Origin of the sequence: Brevibacterium sp. (assembly GCF_052105255.1) — a bacterium.
Lineage (GTDB): Bacteria > Actinomycetota > Actinomycetes > Actinomycetales > Brevibacteriaceae > Brevibacterium > Brevibacterium linens_B.
Genome location: NZ_JBQDYQ010000010.1, coordinates 48,004 through 67,603, shown reverse-complemented (window position 1 = coordinate 67,603; position 19,600 = coordinate 48,004). Strand labels below are relative to the sequence as shown.

16 protein-coding genes, 1 tRNA gene and 1 pseudogene are annotated in these 19,600 nt (G+C 66.1%); 8 read left to right on the top strand and 10 right to left on the bottom strand.

All coding sequences use genetic code 11. The annotated features are described in order from the left end of the window. Window positions 1–253: 253 nt before the first annotated feature. Window positions 254–1,639, top strand: a complete 1,386-nt coding sequence (locus ACTIIH_RS05160; protein ID WP_441450904.1) for an SLC13 family permease — start codon at window positions 254–256, stop codon at window positions 1,637–1,639. A gap of 91 nt (window positions 1,640–1,730) precedes the next feature. Here the strand turns inward: ACTIIH_RS05160 and ACTIIH_RS05155 are convergent, their stop codons facing one another. After that, window positions 1,731–2,318 (bottom strand): GNAT family N-acetyltransferase, encoded by a 588-nt coding sequence (locus ACTIIH_RS05155; protein ID WP_441450902.1) that lies wholly within the window; start codon window positions 2,316–2,318, stop codon window positions 1,731–1,733. A gap of 180 nt (window positions 2,319–2,498) precedes the next feature. On the opposite strand from ACTIIH_RS05155, the gene ACTIIH_RS05150 reads away from it, so the two are divergent. Next, the gene (locus ACTIIH_RS05150; RefSeq protein ID WP_441090817.1) at window positions 2,499–2,825 is read left to right on the top strand and encodes a GNAT family N-acetyltransferase; all 327 of its coding nucleotides are present in this window, start codon (window positions 2,499–2,501) and stop codon (window positions 2,823–2,825) included. A gap of 135 nt (window positions 2,826–2,960) precedes the next feature. Here the strand turns inward: ACTIIH_RS05150 and shiA are convergent, their stop codons facing one another. Next, the gene (gene shiA, locus ACTIIH_RS05145) at window positions 2,961–4,286 is read right to left on the bottom strand and encodes a shikimate transporter (RefSeq protein WP_441450900.1); all 1,326 of its coding nucleotides are present in this window, start codon (window positions 4,284–4,286) and stop codon (window positions 2,961–2,963) included. A gap of 243 nt (window positions 4,287–4,529) precedes the next feature. On the opposite strand from shiA, the gene ACTIIH_RS05140 reads away from it, so the two are divergent. After that, window positions 4,530–5,039, top strand: coding sequence for a putative immunity protein (locus ACTIIH_RS05140; protein WP_441450898.1), 510 nt, complete (start codon window positions 4,530–4,532; stop codon window positions 5,037–5,039). A gap of 191 nt (window positions 5,040–5,230) precedes the next feature. Here ACTIIH_RS05140 and ACTIIH_RS05135 read toward each other — a convergent pair whose 3' ends face one another. The 3 genes from ACTIIH_RS05135 to galU all read right to left on the bottom strand — a co-directional run bounded on the left by ACTIIH_RS05135 (window position 5,231) and on the right by galU (window position 9,190). After that, window positions 5,231–7,438 (bottom strand): hypothetical protein, encoded by a 2,208-nt coding sequence (locus ACTIIH_RS05135; protein ID WP_441450896.1) that lies wholly within the window; start codon window positions 7,436–7,438, stop codon window positions 5,231–5,233. A gap of 118 nt (window positions 7,439–7,556) precedes the next feature. Then, on the bottom strand, window positions 7,557–8,153 hold the full coding sequence (locus ACTIIH_RS05130) for a GNAT family N-acetyltransferase (RefSeq protein WP_432789713.1): 597 nt from the start codon (window positions 8,151–8,153) through the stop codon (window positions 7,557–7,559). 134 nt (window positions 8,154–8,287) lie between these two features. Continuing rightward, the gene (gene galU / locus ACTIIH_RS05125) at window positions 8,288–9,190 is read right to left on the bottom strand and encodes a UTP--glucose-1-phosphate uridylyltransferase GalU (RefSeq protein WP_441450894.1); all 903 of its coding nucleotides are present in this window, start codon (window positions 9,188–9,190) and stop codon (window positions 8,288–8,290) included. A 45-nt stretch (window positions 9,191–9,235) separates the two neighbouring features. Here galU and ACTIIH_RS05120 point away from each other — a divergent pair, with 45 nt between their 5' ends. Beyond that, window positions 9,236–10,000, top strand: coding sequence for a 5-formyltetrahydrofolate cyclo-ligase (locus tag ACTIIH_RS05120; protein WP_441450892.1), 765 nt, complete (start codon window positions 9,236–9,238; stop codon window positions 9,998–10,000). Between the two features lie 123 nt (window positions 10,001–10,123). Beyond that, window positions 10,124–10,264: pseudogene (locus tag ACTIIH_RS05115) on the top strand (FmdB family zinc ribbon protein); the annotation flags it as partial. Window positions 10,265–10,278: 14 nt separating this feature from the next. On the opposite strand, the gene ACTIIH_RS05110 reads toward ACTIIH_RS05115, so the two are convergent. Next, entirely contained in the window at window positions 10,279–10,575 is a 297-nt protein-coding gene (locus ACTIIH_RS05110; RefSeq protein WP_441450907.1) for a hypothetical protein, read from the bottom strand. A 96-nt stretch (window positions 10,576–10,671) separates the two neighbouring features. Here ACTIIH_RS05110 and ACTIIH_RS05105 point away from each other — a divergent pair, with 96 nt between their 5' ends. After that, window positions 10,672–11,187 (top strand): SAF domain-containing protein, encoded by a 516-nt coding sequence (locus ACTIIH_RS05105; protein ID WP_441450890.1) that lies wholly within the window; start codon window positions 10,672–10,674, stop codon window positions 11,185–11,187. Window positions 11,188–11,427: 240 nt separating this feature from the next. Further along, window positions 11,428–11,889 (top strand): large conductance mechanosensitive channel protein MscL, encoded by a 462-nt coding sequence (gene mscL / locus ACTIIH_RS05100; protein WP_441450888.1) that lies wholly within the window; start codon window positions 11,428–11,430, stop codon window positions 11,887–11,889. Between the two features lie 134 nt (window positions 11,890–12,023). Here mscL and ACTIIH_RS05095 read toward each other — a convergent pair whose 3' ends face one another. Next, window positions 12,024–12,302 carry a hypothetical protein gene (locus ACTIIH_RS05095; protein ID WP_441090809.1) on the bottom strand — a complete coding sequence of 93 codons (279 nt, stop codon included), beginning with the start codon at window positions 12,300–12,302 and terminating at the stop codon, window positions 12,024–12,026. Further along, window positions 12,295–17,325, bottom strand: coding sequence for a DUF4011 domain-containing protein (locus ACTIIH_RS05090; protein WP_441450886.1), 5,031 nt, complete (start codon window positions 17,323–17,325; stop codon window positions 12,295–12,297). Before ACTIIH_RS05090 ends, ACTIIH_RS05095 begins: the two co-directional genes overlap by 8 nt. Before the next feature lie 107 nt (window positions 17,326–17,432). Between ACTIIH_RS05090 and ACTIIH_RS05085 the strand changes: the two genes are divergently transcribed. Continuing rightward, a tRNA-Arg gene (locus ACTIIH_RS05085) sits at window positions 17,433–17,508 on the top strand. Window positions 17,509–17,675: 167 nt separating this feature from the next. Here the strand turns inward: ACTIIH_RS05085 and ACTIIH_RS05080 are convergent. Next, window positions 17,676–18,740 carry a universal stress protein gene (locus ACTIIH_RS05080; protein WP_441090807.1) on the bottom strand — a complete coding sequence of 355 codons (1,065 nt, stop codon included), beginning with the start codon at window positions 18,738–18,740 and terminating at the stop codon, window positions 17,676–17,678. A gap of 145 nt (window positions 18,741–18,885) precedes the next feature. After that, window positions 18,886–19,386 carry an HNH endonuclease gene (locus tag ACTIIH_RS05075; RefSeq protein WP_169253183.1) on the bottom strand — a complete coding sequence of 167 codons (501 nt, stop codon included), beginning with the start codon at window positions 19,384–19,386 and terminating at the stop codon, window positions 18,886–18,888. Window positions 19,387–19,600: the final 214 nt, after the last annotated feature.

Genomic DNA, 19,600 nt, shown 5'->3' with positions numbered 1-19,600 from the left:
CCGGCAACTGCTTTATGCTGACCTCACAGCAGTCCAACTATTGGGGACCACTCCAGCGCGAGGTTGCTCAGCCGCCGTCAGGTAGTTCTGAGACGCCCCCTGCCCACGGGCCGCCTCGGCGAGGATTTTCCGTCAATCGGGACTTTCCGACAGGTCGGACACGCCTCAGCGGTACCCGCCGGTAACACTGGTAGTGTCTCTCAGCGAATCAGCCAGCGATGCTCAGCGTCGCTTCAGCCTTCGCAAGGACATCATGCTCACTCAGATCATTGCTCTGCTCATCTTCATCGCCCTCTTCGCCATCGGCGCGGTCCGCGGGGTGCAGATCGGCGTGCTCATGCTCGTCGGCGCGGCCGGGACCGGCCTCCTCTTCACCGACATGCCGGTCGAGGACATCGTCGCCGAATTCCCGCTGAGCATCATGATCCTGCTGGCGGGCGTGACCTACTTCTTCGCGATCGCGCAGGAGAACGGAACCGTCGACAAGATCATCGACTGGGCCCTCGAACGCGTCGGATCCTCGGCAGTGCTGCTGCCGGTCGTGTTCTTCCTCATCACTGGGGCAATCGCAGCCATGGGCGCCCCGCTGGCCGGCCTGGTGATGATGCCGGTGGGCATGCAGGTCGCCCGCAAGTACGGGGTCGACTATGCGCTCATGGGCCTGGCGATCTGCTTCGCCATCGGCGCCGGCGGCTTCGCCCCGACCAGCCTCTACGGAATCGTCACGTACTCGACCGCGCACGATGCCGGAATCGACCTCTCCCCGTTCCTGCTCTTCGGCATCGCTGTGGCCGTCTATCTCGTCATGCTCGCCGTCGCATACTTCATGTACGGACGGTCGCTGTTCTCGAAGACCACCGTGGCAGCCTCCGCGCATGCTTCGGCCGAGGCGCACGCCGGAAGCACGCAGTCGACGATTTCCCGCGGCTCCGCCTCGGCGTCGAGTGTGGCCTTCGGTGAGGACGACGAAGACGAAGCCCTCTTCGACTCCTCCACCACCGACGAAGCGGGTGAATCCTCGCCGTTCACCTTCGTGCAGATCCTCACTGTGATCTTCATGGTCGGCCTCATCGGCTCCGTGGTCGTGCTCGCGGCCCTCGGCCAGGAACCGGACATCGGCCTGCTGTGCTTCATGTTCGGCGCGATTCTCTCGCTCGTCGATCCGAAGACGGGCAAGGCCGCGATCCCGAAGATCGACTGGCCGACCGTGCTGCTCGTCGGCGGCATCATCACGTTCGTCGGCGTGCTGCAGAACATGGGCGCCGTGGACCTGCTCGGTGAGGGCGCCGAGGCGATCGGTTCGCCGCTCATCGCGGCTTTCGTCCTCTGCATCGTCGGCGGCCTGGTCTCGGCGTTCGCGTCGACGACGGGTATCCTGGCGGCCCTCGTGCCGCTGGCTCTGCCGCTCATCGCCGCCGGCGGGGTGCCCGGCTGGGCGCTCATCGCGGCATTGGGCCTGTGCTCCGCGGTCGTCGACGTCTCACCGTTCTCGACGCTGGGCGCCACGGTCGTGGCGACCGCCCCGGTCGAGGACAAGCCGCGACTGACGCGCATCCTCGTGAAGTTCGGCATGTCGATGGTCGTCATCGGGCCGGTCGTTCTCGTCGGCGGCCTCGTCGTTCCCGCCATGATGTTCTGAGGCTGAGTTCATCGAGAAACGGGCTGAGCGTCGAGAAACGGGTGCACATGCGTTTCTCGACGCTCAGCCCGTTTCTCGGCGCAGCCGCCCCTCAGCCCAGGGGCTTGGACAGCATCACGAACGCGAGGTCGTCGACCTTCGGCAGGCCGAAGCGTTCGTCGCCGTAGGGGAAGGGTTCGACTTCTCCGGTGCGCGAGTAGCCGCGGCGTTCGTAGTAGGCGATGAGTTCCTCGCGTTTGTTGATCACGCTCATCCGCATCGATGTCGCGCCCCAGCGCTCGGCCACCCATGCCTCGGCGAGGCCGATGAGCGCGGACCCCACACCTTTGCCCTGCCCCAGCGGAGAGACGGCGAGCACGCCGAGGTAGGCGACTCCGTCCTCAGGTTCGCGCACGTAGACGCTGGCGACGGCGCGACCCTGCTCATCGCGGGCGAGGAGGATCTGGGAGTCCGCCTCGGCGAGCATGTCCTCGGCCATCGGGCCATCGAGTCGCTGTCCGCCCAACAGGTCAGCTTCGGTTGTCCACCCTTGCTTCGATCCCTCGCCGCGGTAGGCCGAGGACACAAGCTCGACATAGTCGGCGATGTCGGCAGAACTCAGTTCGGCGACCTCGAATCCGGCATCGCGCAGCTTCTGGCGGTTCGCGTCGACCGGGGACGCCGAGGGGTGTGCGGTCATAGGTGGGACTCCTTCACAATCGTTCGTGCGGCTGAGTCTGACCAGGCTAGTCGCTTCCTCAGAAACAGAACTATAGTGTCAATTGTCAGGACGGCGACGAGCGTCAGCCGATCGCCGCCGACAATCGCGCAGTGCCGTCGACACGGACATTCGGGGCACCGACATTCGGGAGGAATGACCATGGACATCGACATCTCGGGAGAGACCTTCACCATCGCCGAGGATGCCGCGGCCAAACGCTTCACCATCTCCCACGCGGGCAAGGTCATCGGCCTCGCCGACTACATCGACCGTGAGGCGAGTGCCGATGACACCGCCGACGGTCCGGTGCGCACCTTCACCCACACCGAGGTCTCGCCCGAGTGGGGCGGTCGCGGCCTGGCAGCCAAGCTGGTGCGCTATGCCCTTGAGACCAGCGCCGAGGCGGGACTGAAGTTCCGCACCACGTGCTCTTATGTGCAGAATTTCCTGGCCAAGAACGACGAGTTCGACAAGTTCGTCGCCTGAGCGGCCGGCCCATGAGCGGGGTGCGCTCCCGGCGATGAGTTCGCCCGGCCGCGATGACCGAGCGACCGCCGCACCCCACACCGTTCCTGCCACAACCACCTCGATGCGGCATACCGCCTCGGCGCACCGAGGTGATCACGCACCGGCGGTGCGTCGTCCCTTCTTCGCGAGGTAGGCGGCGACGGAGATCGAAATCAGGCAACCCACTGCGAGGTAAGCACCGACGAGGTACCAAGTACCGTTGCCGAGTCCGACGAGAAACGTCGCGATGAACGGGGTGAAGCCGCCGGCGATCGCGCTGGCGAGCTGGTATCCGACGCCCGCTCCGCTGTAGCGGAATTCGGGGCTGAACATCTCGGCGAACAGCGGCTGCTGGACGCTGACGACGGCATCGTGGGCGATGTTGATGAGCAGCACGGCGAAGATGACGATGCCGACGATGTTGCCGGCCTCGAGGACGAGGAAGAATGGGACGGCGCTGATCAGGCCGATGACGCCGCCGGTGAGGTAGACCCGCAGCCGTCCGCAGCGGTCGGAGAGGTAGGCGAAGGCGGGGATCGTGACGATGCCGAGACCGCCGACGAGGAGCGTGATGTTGAGCATGATCTGCCGGTCGAGGCCGAGCTGCTCGGTCGAATACGACAGGGCGAAAGTCGTGACGATGTACATGGTCAGCAGTTCGATGAACCGCAAACCGACGATCTGGAAGATCTGTGCGGGATAGCGCTTGAAAGCCTCGAGGACCGGCAGCTTCGCGGTCCTGCCCGTGTTCGCGTTCTTCACGCGCTCGACGTACTCCTCGGATTCCTCGACACCGGCACGGATCCACAGCCCGACGAGGACGAGGACGGCGCTGAAGAAGAACGGGATGCGCCACCCCCAAGCGAGGAAGGCCTGGGCGGAAAAGCTGCTGCTGAGCAGGGCCACGAGCCCGGTGGCCAGCAGCAGTCCGAAGGAATAGCCGATCTGGACACCACTGGAGAAGAAGGCCCGCAGCTTCGACGGTGCGCTTTCGACGGCCATGAGCGCGGCACCGCCCCATTCCCCGCCGACGGCGATGCCCTGAATGCAACGCAGCAGCACGAGCAGCGCAGGAGCGAGCCAGCCGATCGTCTGATAGGTCGGCAGGAATCCGATGAGGGCGGTGGCCACGCCCATGATCGTCATCGTCCACACGAGCATCGATTTGCGGCCGAGGCGGTCGCCGAAGTGGCCGAAGATGATGCCGCCGAGAGGGCGGAAGATGAATCCGACGCCGAAGGTCGCGAATGCGGCGAGCGTTCCGGCCTGGTCGCTGTAGCCGGGGAAGAAGAGTTCGCCGAAGACCAGCGCTGCGACGATTCCGTAGAGCAGGAAGTCGTACCATTCGACGACGGCACCGATGAACGACCCGGCTGCCGCGCGGCGGGCGCGCCGCACCCCAACCCTGTCGGCGTTGACCCGGTCTTCGATACCGACCATCGGTTCCTCCCCTGAACGCTGGTTCTGCTCTCTGCCGACCACCCTCGCGTGGTCGACGGTGAGCAATCTAGCACGGTCAAAGACTGCCGAGGCGGCCGTGTCCAGCAGGGGAACATTCAGCCCCAGGCAGGTTCGTGCCGCGGTTCCGACCTTCGCCAGACCGGCCCGGGCGTTAGAATCGGCTACTGTGAACGTCCGCGTGCTTCATCGCCTGCGTCCGCCGTCCGTGCTCGGTCGGCGCCCATGATCCTGCCGGAGGACCGCGATCCCCGAATGGTCACGATTCGCCGAGGAGGCTCGCTGACCGATGCCGACCACCGGCTTCTCGCGTTGTGGGCCGCCGACTGTGCGGAACACGTCCTGCCGTACTTCGAATCCGCCTGCCCCGAGGATGAGCGACCCCGCAGCGCCGTTGCCGCCGCACGGGCGTGGGCAGCCGGTGAGATGCCGATGATGGAGGCTCGTGCCCTCGGCGGTCATGCCATGGGTGCCGCACGACCCCTGCGTGGGCCCGCCCGGTTCGCCGCCTACGCGGCGGGGCAGGCGGCGTGCGTCGGACACGTCGCCGAACACGACCTCGGGGCGGCGGCCTACGCGATCAAAGCGGCCCGTGGACGGTCGGGCCAAGACCTCGCGGCCGGTCGGGCCGAACACGAATGGCAGCGCGAGCGGTTGCCGACCGATGTCCGCGAACTCGTACTGGACGATCAGGTGCGGCGCGACGCGATCTGCTGGTTCGTCTTCAGCGCCTGATCGCCGTCAGCACCATCGACGACAGATAGCACGCTTTCAAACGGAGGCTATCTGTCGTGAACTGGGCTGCTCGCGACTCACTCTCGTGGACACCATCGCCCTGGCGTGACGAAGCCCCGCACGGAATGTGCGGGGCTTCTGGGTCTGCAACGCGAATTCCGTGCCGCCCGAAACTCAGCGTGTTCGGGGCATCAGGCGCGACGACGAGCGAGGACGTCGTTGACGGCGGCGAGGTCGGCGGCCTTCTTCGTCCGGATCGCCTTGCGTCCGTGGCCGAGCGGACCGTCATCGCGGGCGGAGTCGCTGAGCTCCGGCCGGTAGCCGAGTTCTTCGGCGAACTCAGCGGCGATGTCCTCACGACTGCGAGCCTCGGTCTCGTACGAGCTGGCATCGGCAGCCGATGCCGAAGGCACCGGATGCTCGGCTTCGGGTGCGTCGACGTAGCTGGGAACGGGCAGCGGGGTCGGCGACCATCCGTCACGCGACTTCAGTCGCTGCATGAACGGGTCATCGACCGTGCGAGTCGCCGCGTTCAGCGCAGCGTGCACATCCGCATCGGCGTCCTCTCGGTCGGCTGCATCTGTGTCGGGCTCAGCGACGAGGTCCGCTCCGAGCGAGACCGGGGCCCCGGTCCCGCCGGCCCGGGCCTTCTCCGCGGGCTTCGCCGAGGTGGCCCAGGCATCGTTCTCGCCATCGGCCGTGGTGTCCGTCGGCTCAGGTTTGGTCCCAGCCGTCTGGATAGAAGCCACAGTGACAGCGGAATGCGAAGTCGACTCGGCCTCGGAGTCAGCGGTCGCCTCGGCGGAGGTGGAGTCACTGTCCATGGTGGCGTTCTCCTTCACGACCGGGATCGGTCCGGTGAGGAGGACCTGGCGTGTGGTGTGGCCTTCGCCGGCTTCCTTGCGGATGCGCACAAACGGGATCTCGCCGGTATCGGCCTCTTCGCGGGACCTCTTCGCGTCGGCCGAGCGGTTCATCGCAGCGCGTGCCTGCGCGGCCTTCGCCGCCGCGCCCGTTCCCTGCGCCGCTGCGCTCGTGCCCTGAGCCGCTGCGGCGATACGGGCAGCGGTTCCGCTCGAGGTCGGTGCGGGCGCCGTGCGAGGCTGCCGCTTGACGGCAACGGTCTGCGACTTCGCACCTGTCCGGGCTGGTGTCTGCGTCTCGGCTGCAGGTGCACCGCTCGACTTCGCTCGTGCCGTGGCAGTCGGTCGTGCCGTGGCAGTCGGCTGCCCCGTCGGCTCAGACTTGGAGACACGCTCCGACCGCGTGGCGCGGTCCTGGTGGCCGGCGCGCGCCGGTGCGGAGGAACGTTCCGGCTCGGTGGGGCGAGCGGGCTTGGCCGACGTCCATGACCGCGCGCTCTCCTGCAGGCGTCCCAGCTTCTTCTTCGTGTCCCGCTTCCGCAGGTTGAGCGTGCGCACGAGGAACAGTGCGACGACCGCGAGACCGAGGAAGACCCCGGCCAAGGCGATGTGCACGACCGAGAAGGCCGCGAGCACACTCGACACAAGAATGCCGAGGACCGAGGCGAGGAAGACCAGGGAGAAGCCCCTGACCATGGTGTTCAGCGACTTCAGTGACTCCCGCAGGGTCGTGGCTTGCTCAGTCATCGAATGTTCCTCATCGGTTCCGATGGTCGGATTGGAAATCTGTCGGTCGTGTCCATGGGTGCCGGCCGTCTTTTCGCCGAGGTGGCCGCCGTGTCCCGTCCGGGACAGATCCTCGCGTGGTCCGCCTCCTTGAGGGGCCCGACCAGCACTGAACGACCCGGCCCGGTTCGCCGACGCGTCGCGGCCGACGCCACTCGCGTGCGGCGGATGTGCCTGAGGCGGACGGCCCTGTCGGTCCGACCGCCCGGCGGAGCGGCCGCTGTCATTGAAGACCGCGTGGACGGCGGGGTGGAGCAGTCGAACGTTGTCGGCGGCAGTTCCTGGACCAGATCCTGTGTCAGTGCCGGCGCCTACGCTGGGAACTCCGACAACGCGACCACCGACACCGTGGTCGCTGGACAGGGAGGAGGTTTCACCGACCGCAACGGGGAGGACGCTGAGCTGGGCGTGCTCAGCAGCCTCGGTGACGGTGTGCGCTTCGCCGTGACCGTCGATGACGGCGAAATCGGGGCTGGAAGCCGAGAGACTTAGTTTCGGCGCCTCGGCTTCTTGAGAGATGCCCGGGGTCGGAACCGACGGCACCTTCCGGGGCTTGTCGTGGAAGACCTGGATGCGTTCCGAATGGTCGTGTCCGGGGATGGCTGTCTCGGCGGAGACGACGGCGGCGTTGTCCGGAACGGTGTCGATTTCGACGCGCGAGAGATCCGTCGCGGACTTCCGAATCATTGCGGGCACAGCAACGGCGAAGACCACGACGATGGCGATGACGACGATGATGCTGGTGTCCACAATGCCACCCTAAATTGCAGGTATCGGGGAAGTCGTGAAGGCGCAAGGTGTGTCGGTCAAACAAGAGTGAAGTTCACCGAATTCCCAGGTGGCGGCTGAACCCGCCCGACCGGCGGGCCTACCACCCACCGGTTCCGTGTCGGTATGCGGCGAGCAGACCCTGCGGGACCTCCTCGGCAAGGAGGGCGAACGTGCGGTGGTCGCACCACTGTCCGTCGATGTGCATGTACTTCTCGCGCAGGCCCTCGTCGCGTAGTCCCAGCTTCTCGACCACGCGCAGGCTCGCTGTGTTCTCCGGGCGGATGTTGATCTCGATTCGGTGGAGGCCGAGGGCGAAGAAGCAGTGGTCGGCGGCCATGGCCACAGCGACCGGGGTGATTCCGCGTCCGGCCACGCGCGAGTCGATCCAGTACCCGATCTGCCCGGACAGGATCGAGCCCCAGCTCAGTCCCGACACGGTGATCTGGCCGCGGAAGCTCCCGTCGACCTCGATGGCGAACGGCACCGTCTGACCACGTTTGGCCTGTTTGTCCTGCATCCGCACCATCATGCGGAATCCCGGCAGCTCCTGGCCCGGCGCTGGCAGGGTCGCGTCCCACGGACGGAGCCAGTCGCGGTTGAAACGGCGAACCTCTCGCCATGCCTCTTCGTCACGGCGGCGCAGCGGTCGCAGCACGATATCGGACTGTCGATCAGTCAGGATGACAGGCCACACGCGGCTGCCCTCGCTCTCGGGTTCAAGGTCGGTCGGCTCGGACGGGCCGAACCAGGTCGGTCGGCTCGGACGGACCGAACCAGGTCGGTCAGCCCGGACGCGCCAGGACGGTCGGCTCGCTCCCGTGCCGGCACTCAGTCCAGCGTCGGCACGAAGTCGCGCAGCCACGTCTTGAGGTCGTCGCCGAGGTCCTCCCGGTCGCACGCGATCTGCACAACCGCCTTGAGGTAGTCGAGCTTGTCGCCGGTGTCGTAGCGAGCGCCTTTGAACACGACTCCGTAGACGCCGTGGCCCTCGTCGTCTCCGGCGAGCTCCTGCAGGGCGTCGGTGAGCTGGATTTCGTTGCCGCGTCCCGGCTTCGTGGTCTCGAGGACGTCGAAGATCTCCGGAGCCAGCACATAGCGGCCGATGATGGCGAGGTTCGAGGGAGCATCCTCGGTGGCGGGCTTCTCGACGAGGCCGGTGACCTTGACGACCTCGTCATCAGCTGTCGTCTCGACGGCCGCGCAGCCGTAGAGGTGGATCGCTTCGGGCGGGACCTCCATCAGCGCGACGACGCTGCCGCCGGTCTTCTCCGCGACCTCGATCATCTTCGGCAGGATCGGGCTGCGCTCGTCGATGAGGTCATCACCGAGGAGGACCGCGAACGGTTCGTTGCCCACGTGCTGGCGTCCCTTGAGAACGGCATGCCCGAGTCCCTTGGGATCGCCCTGGCGCACATAGTGGATATCAGCGAGTTCGGAGGGATGGCGCACAGCGGCGAGCTTCTTGTCATCGCCCTTCTGAGCGAGTGCCGCCTCAAGCCCGTCGACCCGGTCGAAATGATCCTCCAGCGGCCGCTTGTTCCGGCCGGTGATCATGAGGACGTCCTGCAGACCGGCATCGACGGCTTCCTCGATGACGTACTGGATCGCCGGCTTGTCGACGACGGGGAGCATCTCTTTGGGGGTGGCCTTCGTTGCGGGGAGGAACCGAGTTCCGAGACCGGCGACGGGGATCACGGCCTTGCGAACGGTGCGCTGCGCTTCATCACTCATGAAGTCATCTTAACGAATGCGCCCACCCCGGTTAGTCTGAAATGCGTGGACTCAGAATCTTCGAAGGCGCAGCTGCGGTCCCGCATCCGCGCCGATCGCGCCAGACGACCCTTCGTCGAGGCGACTCCCGCCGCATCGTCGTCAACGACGATGGCATCGCCGCAGGTCACACCCACCGAGGCGGCCCCGAGCTCGACCCCGCACCCAGGGTCCGCGGCGGCCCCGGACACCGTGGCATCGGCAGGCTCCGTGGCCGACGCCGCGTGGAACCTCATTCGGAATGCATCGGTTCGCTCGCTTCTTGCCTATGCGGCGCTGCCCGGAGAGCCGGACCTCGACCCGGCGCTCGATCGGTTTCTCGCCGCGGGCGGCACCGTCTACCTGCCGGTCGTCACGAGAGTGGGCGAGCCTTTGATGTTCGGCCGGGTCACTGGTTCGATGACCAGCCTGAGCCCGCAGGGCAGATGGGGAATCCGCGAGCCGGCCCAGGACGACACGCTGCTGACCGCCGCTCAGCTGCTCTCGCCCGCGGTCGGCCTCGGCATCATCTTCGTCCCCGCGCTGGGCTTCGGTGCCGACGGCGCCCGCCTGGGCAATGGGGGCGGCTTCTACGACAGGACCTTCGGCCCGCACGGGCAGGAGCCTCTCGGTTCGGACCCCGACAGTTCGGGAGCTCCCGATTCGGGACCCCGCCTCATCGGGGTGTGCTTCGCCGAGGAGCTCGATCTGACGGGCCTCGTCGCCGAGGACTGGGACCTGCGCATCCCTGCGGCCGTCACCGAGGAGGGAACACATAGCTTCAAGGCCTGATCGGCGGGAATCAGCACCCACTCACGCGTGTTGATATGTGGATAACCGTGTGCATACCGCGGACCGGTGCTCCGTGGAGGTTCCGGTGTGCACTATAATCTAGTCGTCGAAGAAAGGTCTCGAATGCCCGTCTACTCCTACGCCTGCAAGAGCTGTGGTCACGCCTTTGATATTCATCAGGACTTCAGCGATGACTCGCTCACCGTCTGCCCGGAATGCCAGGGCCGCCTGAAGAAGGTCTTCGGCGCTGTGGGCATCAGCTTCAAGGGATCCGGCTTCTACGCCACCGACTCCCGCTCGAGCAAGTCGAGCACCGTCAGCTCCCCGAATTCTGACTCCTCCTCGAAGGAGTCCTCGAGCTCGTCGGCGAAGGAAAGCTCGACCTCCACGACGTCGAATTCGTCGTCGAGCTCCTCTACGGCGGCAAGCACTCCAGCCGCGAGCTGACCACTCCGGCCCTCGTCACTCAGACACCGATTGCCTGTGGACGGCACGAACTGTCCACAGGCTATTTCCGCACCCTTGCCGCCGGCTGCATGGCGCCGCAGGCTCGGTGGATGGGCTTCTTCCGCCACATCCGAACCTCGTCTCCCGGCTGGACACGATCGTCGCGCGTTCGGCCCCAGCGCGTTCTCGCCGCCATCTGCCTGGCTTGTGCCTGTGCTCTGACCGTGTGGACACTCACGCCGAACAGCGGGGGAACAGCGATCGTCGTCGCGAAGTCGGACCTGGCACCGGGAACCGAGCTCAAGGCTGACGACCTCACCCTCACTCAGTTCCCGTCCGATGTGGTCCCCGACAAGGCATTCAGCTCTGTTGATGAGGTGAAGGGGCGGGCCACCTCGGCGGGATTGTCGAAGGGGTCACCGCTGACCTCGTCGACCGTGTTCGATCAGCAGGCGCTGCCGAAGGGCAGCCGTGACCTTCTCATGCCGATTCGACTGGCCGATGACGCCTCGGCCGCACTGCTCCAACCCGGGCAGAAGATCCGTGTCTTCTCGTCCCTTCCCGACGGCGGATCGGAAATCGTCGTCGAAGAGGTGACAATCGCCCGCCTCGTCGACAAACCCGAAGGAATTGCCGCAGAATCAGGCCAGCTTGTTTCCGTCATCCTCTCCGCAGAGGACGCCAGGCGTGTCGCCGAGTTCGCCGGACTTCCGATCAGCTTTGCGATTCTGCCTCGCTGATCCCTGCCACCGACTTGCCGGCTGAGGGACATCGGTCCTGTTGAATCGGCATACGCGGAGACTGTTGAACATGCCGGGCTTGCTTTCGCCTCTGCATTTCGATTTCCTGACACATCTATACGGTGGTCAGACTCGCAGAACATTTCTGCTGACAATGTGTTACCCGTGTGTACTATTGGAACGTAATTGGCCTATTCATCAACAGCATTTCAGTGATCACACACCGAAAGGGTTTCTCTAATGCTTAAGGGATTCCGGGACTTCATTCTCCAGGGGAATGTCGTCGAACTCGCAACCGCGGTCATCATCGGCGGCGCATTCACCGCCATCGTCACCGCCTTCTCCGACAAGATCATCAACCCGCTCATCGCCGCCGTCGGCGGCGCCGAGGGTCCGGCTCTGGCGTTCCGGATCAAGGAGAACGTCCCCGAGACCACCATCGATCTCAGTGCGGTCATCACTGCAGCCATCAACTTCCTCATCGTTGCCGCCATCGTCTACTTCATCATCATCGTGCCGATGAACAAGCTCAACGAGCTGCGCAAGCGCGGAGCTCCCGAGGAAGAAGTCCCTCCGACCACCGAGGATCTGCTCGGCGACATCCGCGAGATCCTGCGCAACCAGACCGCTTCTGTCACCGGACCCGCCGAGGGTCCCGCGACCGACGGCCCGGTCGATCCGAACCAGCCTCCGCGGCACTGATCACCAGCCGATCGCGCAGAAGGCCCGCTCTCCCCTGAGAGCGGGCCTTCTGCGTACCCGAACCCTGTTAAGCGGCGGGCAACCGGATGGAACGCTGCGACCAAATAGGGCCACAGCTATCCCCGGATACGGCACTACGACCAGTGCGGGGGCTTCTGTGAACGGTAGAAGTCCTCGCTGAAGCCGCCACCACTGGTATCGGCCTCATTGCGCAGAGTGGCGCGGTAGCGCCGCTTCGCCGCTTCTATCCGGGCCTTCCGAGAACCGTCGGCCTCGGCATCATCATCACCTGACGGCGTACTGTCGGGATCGGTGGAGGCCCCGTCGTCGCTGGAATCAGACGGTTCTCGATCGCTGTCGAACGGTTCTCGGTCCCGATCAGCAGCCTCGTCGCCGGAGGGCCAGTCAGGCATCGTCGTTCTTCGGCCCCGACTTCGCCGAGGCGGCCCCGCCACGCTCGTCCTCAGCCGAACCAGCACCGTTGTCATCGGTGCCGTCGGGCACCGCACCAACGGATTCGATGCTGGCGGAGTCATCGGCCGCCTCGGGGACCTGGTCGTTGCTTGCGGACTGGACGAGTCCGGCCGACCGGAGCTCATCGGCACGGATCTTGCCGGTGTCGAAGGTCGGCAGGATGTCGTCTTCGACGGGCCCGGCGGAGTTCGACCGCGGGATGAACACCTCAGCGCCCGTGACCTTCTTCGCCTGAGCATGGCGTTCGCGGTACCGATCCACGGCGGCCTGAAGCTGGGAGTCGCCTCGGCTCGAATTGCCCTTCTGCGCCAGAGCGGTGCGCAGCAGATCCTTGATCTCGCCGTCGCCGCGGACCACCGCATCCGACTGGATCCAGTCGATCATCTGGTCGAGGCCCTCGGCGGAGTACTTGTGCATCGGCAGACCGGGCACGAGCTTCGGGCGGCTGCCGGTGCGGCCGACGACCACCGAGGCGGCGCGTGCCGCATTGAGCACGGCCTGCGGGCTCATCGTCTCCACGGTCGCTCGCCACGCCTCGAAGATCTTCTCGGTCTCGGTCTGCGGGTCGACGAACGCATCGGTGGACCATACGCGCATGAACTTCCAACCTCGGCGGGTCAGCTGTTCGGGCAACACCCGGTCGCGTTGACGCAGGCTGCGCATCGAAGCGTATTCGGGTCCGTCGCCGGCGACGGCGATGATCATTCCGTGCTCATCCTCGGTCGAGTTCGCCACGGCCAGATCGATGCCGTTGTAATGCTCGTGCGCGACGACGCCCAGTTGCAGCAGCCGATCGGCGATGTCACCCATCAGCGGATCGTAAATCTCGCCGTGCGGCCCGGGCTGGTGGACGCCGCCGGTCGCAATCTCCTCGAGCAGACGCGGCAGCATGACCGCTCCCCCGTTGAGTTTGCTGCGGTCGAAGTCCTCGGCCTCGATGCTCGAGACCAGGGTCAGCCGCTTCCGGGCCCGCGTCATGGTGGCCGCGAGGATGCGTCGCCCGTCCGGCCCGGACAGCGGTCCGAAGTCGTGGATGACACGACCGTGGACGGTACGGCCGAAGCCGATGGTGAAGATCACGGCATCGCGCGACATGCCCTGAACGCGTTCGGCGTCGGTGACGACGAACGGCTCCTTCGTCGAGTCGTTGAAGAACGCCGCCACATATGGCAGATCCTTCATCGCCCGTGAGATCGCCGTGGCCACCCTCTGAGCGTGATGCGGAGTGAGCGCGACGACGGCCAGCGACTCCCGCGACCGGTTCCGCGCGTGCTTGAGCACCAGGTCGACGACCCGTTTGACCTCGGCGTCAGGACTCTCGACCCGACCGGTGCCGATATCCGTGGGACCTCGGCCGTCGGCGACATAGGAGAATTCCAGGCCGCTGCCCTCACCGGTGTGCGCGGTCGGCAGCGTCGAAATCGTCGAATCGTAGAAATGCCGGTTGGCCAGATCGATGAGCCCGACCGGGGACAGTCGATAAGAATTCGACAGCCGCATCCGCGGCAGGAACTCGCCGAGGCGGTCCTGCACCGATCGTGGATGTTTCCCATCGTCCATACCGAACCGATCGACGGCGACCGAGAACGGGCGCGGTCCGAGCAGCCGGGAGTCGCCGAGCGAGATGACCTGGCGGGCGCGGGTGATTCCGGGAACGACATCGGCGACCGACAGTCGTCCGGCGTCGGCGATGACGACCGCGTCGAAGAGCGGCAGGGCGGAGAAGAGTTCGGGCACCGTGTACGGGCTGCCCATCCACACCGGTGCCAGAGTCGTCAGCAGTTCGGGTGCCTGAGTGGAGATCCGGTTGACCGAGGTGTGCTTCGACAGAAGCTCCTGTTTGATGACGCCGGCGGCGATGGGGTCGGAGTCGATTCCGCGTTTCCATGCCTGTGCATGGTTATAGCGCAGGCGGGAGGCACCGGCGGCGACGAAGGCGCGGTCGTTCTCGCGGAAGCCTTCGGCCACCTGGTGGAGAGCGTCACCGTCGTGGCGACCGATCGCGGGATCTTCGCCGGCCATGGTCTGCAGCACGGAGGCCCAATAGGCGAGGTCGAATTCTGGACCGACGAGTGACTCGTCGACCTTGCGCCGGCGCAGATCGGCCATGAGGTCGCCGAGGCCCTCACCGTCGAGCTCACGCTGCAGCCGGGAACGTTCGGGCAGTTCCGCGAGGTTCTCCGAGTCGCTGCCCATCGCTTCGGCACGTGCCTGAAGCTCCTCGATGAGCATCGAGCCGAGGTCGCCGCCGTCCGGGGTGGTCTCGAGGATCGGAGCGAGCTTGGCCATATCTGCTTCGACGCTCTGGAGGATCTCATCGGCTTCGAGGACGCCGCGCGGAATCTGCGGGCGACCGTCGTGTCCGGCGAGGTCGGAGAGGATGACTCGCTGGGCGCGGACGTCGACGAGGGCCTCGTGGAGGTCGGCGACCTCGGCGCCCGGGCGGAGGAACTCCGCGGCCGACTTCTTCAGTCGACGACGCTGCATCATGCCCATCTCGACGCCGACTTCGACCCGGTATTCGGGCGTGCCGGTGGCGGCGATGAGGTCGTCGAGACGGTGGTCGTAGATGTCGGGGGCGAAGTTGTCGAGCGTCTTGCGCACGCGCAGGAGCACGCGGATGGCGCGGGACCAGTCGTCGATGTTGCGGCGCGGGTTGAGCTTCGCCTTCTGCAGCACCGGTTCGGTCGCGGCGATGAGGTCGGGGATCATCCGACCGATGCGTTCGGCCACCGTGCGTGCGGCTTCGGCCTCCTCGACGGATTTGAGGTCGGCTCCGAACCACACGGTGTCCTCGACATCGAGGGTGAATGCGCCGAGTCGAGCGAGCTCGCCGAGCTTGCCCCGCAGAATGTTCCGGCGGTCGTCGCTGGCGCCGAGGATGTCGTCGTCGAAGCGCACCGGCGTCTGCGGGGAGTTGTCGCCGGAGGTCAGTTCGGCGAGGTGCTGCATGGTTTCGTAGACGGAGACGTCCCACGGCTTGCGCCTGCGGTGCAGGGAGGAGACATGGTCGGCCAGGGTCGCGCGCTGTTCGTTGAGTTCGGTCAGCAGACGGGAGAGGTCGGGGCGTTCGGACTTCTCCGCCGAGGCGATGAGACCGACAAGCTGCTTGCGGATGTCTTCCGAGCCGGCGCGGGTGTCGACGGCGAAGTCGGAGAGTCCGACCTCGCCGAGGCGAGCGGAGAAATCGTCGAGCGCATCGGAAGTCTGTGCAAGGAAGAGCACGCTCTTGCCGGTGTGTGCCAGGGTGGTGGCCACGGCGACGGCGACCTGGGTGGCGCCGGTTCCGGGCGGGGTGTCGACGACGACGGAGTGACCGGACACGGCGGCATCGACGACGGCCTGCTGGTCTCCGTCGACGTCGATGACGAGGAACTCCTCCTGCGGCTTCCTGTCGGGAAGCGGAGTGATCGGCTCCTGCAGCGCGGCGGGAACGACGTCCTCGCAGTCGGCGCCGGTCGCGGATGCTGTTGTCGCTTCGCCGTCTGCAGCTGAGTCGGACTCGGACTTCTCCGAGCCGAAGTCGGCTGTGCCCTCAGCATCTGGCGTTGTGGCTGCGGCAGCATCGATCGCCGGCGCGCTCTTCTCGGACTCGACTGCCGAACCGGCCCCGGCGTCAGTCGACGACGTTCCCTCGGCGTCAGTCGACGACGTCTTCTCGTCGTCGGCCGACTCGTCACCGGCAGTCTTGTCGCCGGCAGCCTTGTCACCGGCGGCTTCGGTGCCAGCTGGTTCGGCGGCGGCTGCTTCGGCACCAGCTGCCTCGGCGCCGGCGCTCGGCTTTGCCGCCTCGAGCGGTTCGTCGGTGATGGGCACGGTCGGCTGACCGTAGTCATCGTCATCATCGGTGCCGCCAGCGGGATCGGTGCCGGCAGCGGTAGCGGCGCCGGCGTCCGCGTCGGCCGAAGTCTTCTCGCCCGCCTTCTCGTCGCCGGCCGCCGCCTTCTCGTCGTCGCCGGCCGCCGACTCGCCAGCGGCCATTCCAGCAGTCTCAGAAGACGCCTCGGCGAGGCTGTCGTCTGCCTCGGCCTTCGCGGCGTCTGTGTTTTTCGCCGCAGGCGCTGATTTCGTCCGGACCTCGGCCGCATCGGATGAACCGTCAGCTTCCGCCTCGCCGACGGCGCCGGCGACTCTCTTCGCTTCGGCTCGCTTCTTCTCGGCTTCGGCTTTTTCTGCCGCGGCGATCTTCTCGTCGGGGAGGGCTCCCGGCTGCGGCACGTAGGAGGGACCCCCGAGGGAGGCACGCACGTCTTCGTCGCCGGCCAACGCCCGCAGCACGGGGTGCTGGGTGGGTAGGTAGTCGGTGGAGAACGGGCTCGCGATGTTCGCGAACGTCGAGATGATCAGGCGGTGATTGATCCGCAGACCGGGCACGCTCTGCCCCAGATCGCGCAGGCGGTCGAGGGCCGGTCCCGGGTCGAAGCCGTGCGGGCCACCGGTCGCGTCGACCCATTCGTCGACGGGCACCTCGAGGTCGTATTCCGCGTGCAGGTGCTGAACGAGCGCCGGGTTGATCGTGATCTCGTTGTCGAGCACGATCTCGTAGTCTTCGACGCGGGATCCGCGGGGCACCAGCGTGATGTGGCGCATGACGACCGGCGCGTTGAACTTGTACTTCGCGTCCTTCTCCGTCCACGAGGCGAATCCGATCGCCAGGTGTGCGGTGCGGATGCCGCGTTCGTTGTCGAGCTGCTCCGCCTTCGAGCGGATGGACTTCGCCCGACGGCGCGCATCGGTGAGGATGTCGTGGTCGCGGATGAGGCTGGAGAGCCGGGTGGCGCGTCCGGCCAGCAGCTGCGCCAGGCCGGAGGGGTGAGCGCCGGAGAGATCGATGCTGCCGTCACGGGAGTCCCGGAAATGAAGCATGGTGTCGCGACCGCCCAGATGGGCAGCCTGCTTCTTCCACTCGGCGAAGACATCTCCGAGCTCTGGGAACTGTTCGTCTCTAACGGAATCCGACACAATTCGACCCTAACGAGAAACTGTCCCCAATAGGTGCTGGCACACCGTGGAACAGTGAGGTTTCTTCTACGCTACACTGGGTGATCGTGGTTGAGGATGACCACCTGGCCCCCGTAGCTCAGGGGATAGAGCACCGCTCTCCTAAAGCGGGTGTCGGCAGTTCGAATCTGCCCGGGGGCGCCAGACTCACTTGAGGGAGCCGGAAACGGTTTCCGGCATCGCCCTGACCGACGATCACCGAGGATCCACCATCGCCGAGGCGGCCGATCAATCTGATCGGCCGCCTCGGCGATTTCCGTCCGCTCCGGCGGCCAGATCCGGAACTCGGACCTCCCCGGTCCGGATGAGATCTAGAACCCCGGCTCCGGCGGGGCCTCGTTGTACTTGCGGCGACCGTGGTCGCGAGCGACGCGCACGACCATTGTCGGGCATTGCGAGTACGGCAGGACCGACTGCGAGGTGGAACCGAGCAGGAGACCGGCGAATCCACCGCGACCGCGCGACCCGATGACGAGCACCTCGGCTGTGTCAGAGGCTCGGACGAGCACCTCGGCGGGTTGGCCGTCGAAGAGCGTCCAGGTGACATCGAGATCCGGGAACTCCTTCGCCAGACGCTGTTTGGCGACGACGAGTTTGTCCGCCCCCTCGTTGACGAGTCGTTCGAGATCGGCGGTGCTCGGCAGCCATTCGGGGCCGATGACCGTCGTGGTGATCACGGCGACGATGTGCAGCGGTGAACCGCGGCGCGCGGCCAGTCGGGCAGCCTTCCACAGCGCCGGGGACTCGGCACCGAGGGAGTCGACGCCGACAACGACCTTGCCGTCGAAGCGCAGACCGTCGATCGACTCGGCATCGGGGTCATGGGTTTCGACCTCGACGCCGTCCTGCCGGATCGGCCGTGACGAAGTCGGATGCGCGGGACGTTCGGCCTGGTTGTCCCAGCACGCGGGGACGACCACCGTCGGACACGCCGAGTGCGCAGGCAGTGCGCTCGAGACCGTCCCGAGGAGACGACCGGCGAAACCGCCGCGACCGCGGGACCCCACGACGGTGAGGCAGCCGGTCTTCGATTCGTCGATGAGTACGCCGGCGGCATCGCCGATCTCGATGACGGCTTCGACGGGGACTCCGGCCGCCTTGACCTCGGCAGCCGCCTCCTTGAGCGTGTTCGTCACGGCCGCACGGATGGAACTGTCGTCGATGGGCACATACGACACGTCGATGGCGGCAGCCGCCACGCTCGGGATCGTGTAGGCACCGACGAGGCGGATCGGACGGTCTAAGGAGCGTGCTTCTTGGATCGCCCAGGCCAGGGCGTTGCGGCTCGGCGGAGAACCGTCGATTCCGACGATGACGGCTTCGGTCTCGCCGGCCGGGGCCGGGTCGGGATTCTGGGGGCGATCCTGCTCACTCATCGCAAGCTCCTTGGGTCGAAGCGAACTTCTGTTTCGTCCACCCTAAATCACAATGACTGTGAGAACTTCGCCTATGTCACATCGTTATCCGAATTGCGTCAACATTCGGACAACACCGTTCCCTATCTGGGACGATGCCGGATTGTTAGGCGGCGCTGGAGTATTCGAGGAACGGGCGCCACTTCTCGACGGGTTTGTCGATCCCACGCATCCACAGTTGCCCCAGGCGGGGCTCCTGCGGGAGGAAGCTGAGCTTCCATCCGATCTCACCGAGGGTGCGGTTGCCTTTGCGGTTGTTGCATTCGCGGCAGCAGGCGACGAGGTTCTCCCAGGTGTTCGCTCCCCCACGGGAGCGTGGGAGCACGTGGTCGACTGTGTATGCCGGTTTGGAGCAGTAGGCGCAGCGGTGGCCGTCCCGGCGCAGGACTCCTCTGCGGGAAAGCGAGACGCGACGGTTGCTCGGCGGGCGCACATAGCGGGTGAGCAGGATGACGGAGGGCTGATCGAGACTCATGTGCTCGGATCTCACCGGAATGTCCTCTGCGGCCAGGACTGTCGCCTTTCCGGTCAGCACGAGCACCACGGCCCGTGTGAACGGAACGATCGACAGCGGTTCGTAACCGGCGTTCAGCACGAGAGTCTTCATATCTCGCCCCTCATCTTCTTCTCTTCCGGGCCGAAACCGGCTGCCCCGACCCCAGGGAACACAAAAGGCGCCGTGCTCATGGGCACGACGCCTGGGAAAGAGGGCACGGAGACAGATATGTGCTCCGCGCCAGAGACTGGAGCGGCTATTCGAATTATTCGACTATGCCCCATCTGCTTTCCTTCGAATCAGCGGTCAACACCATTTGGTGCCC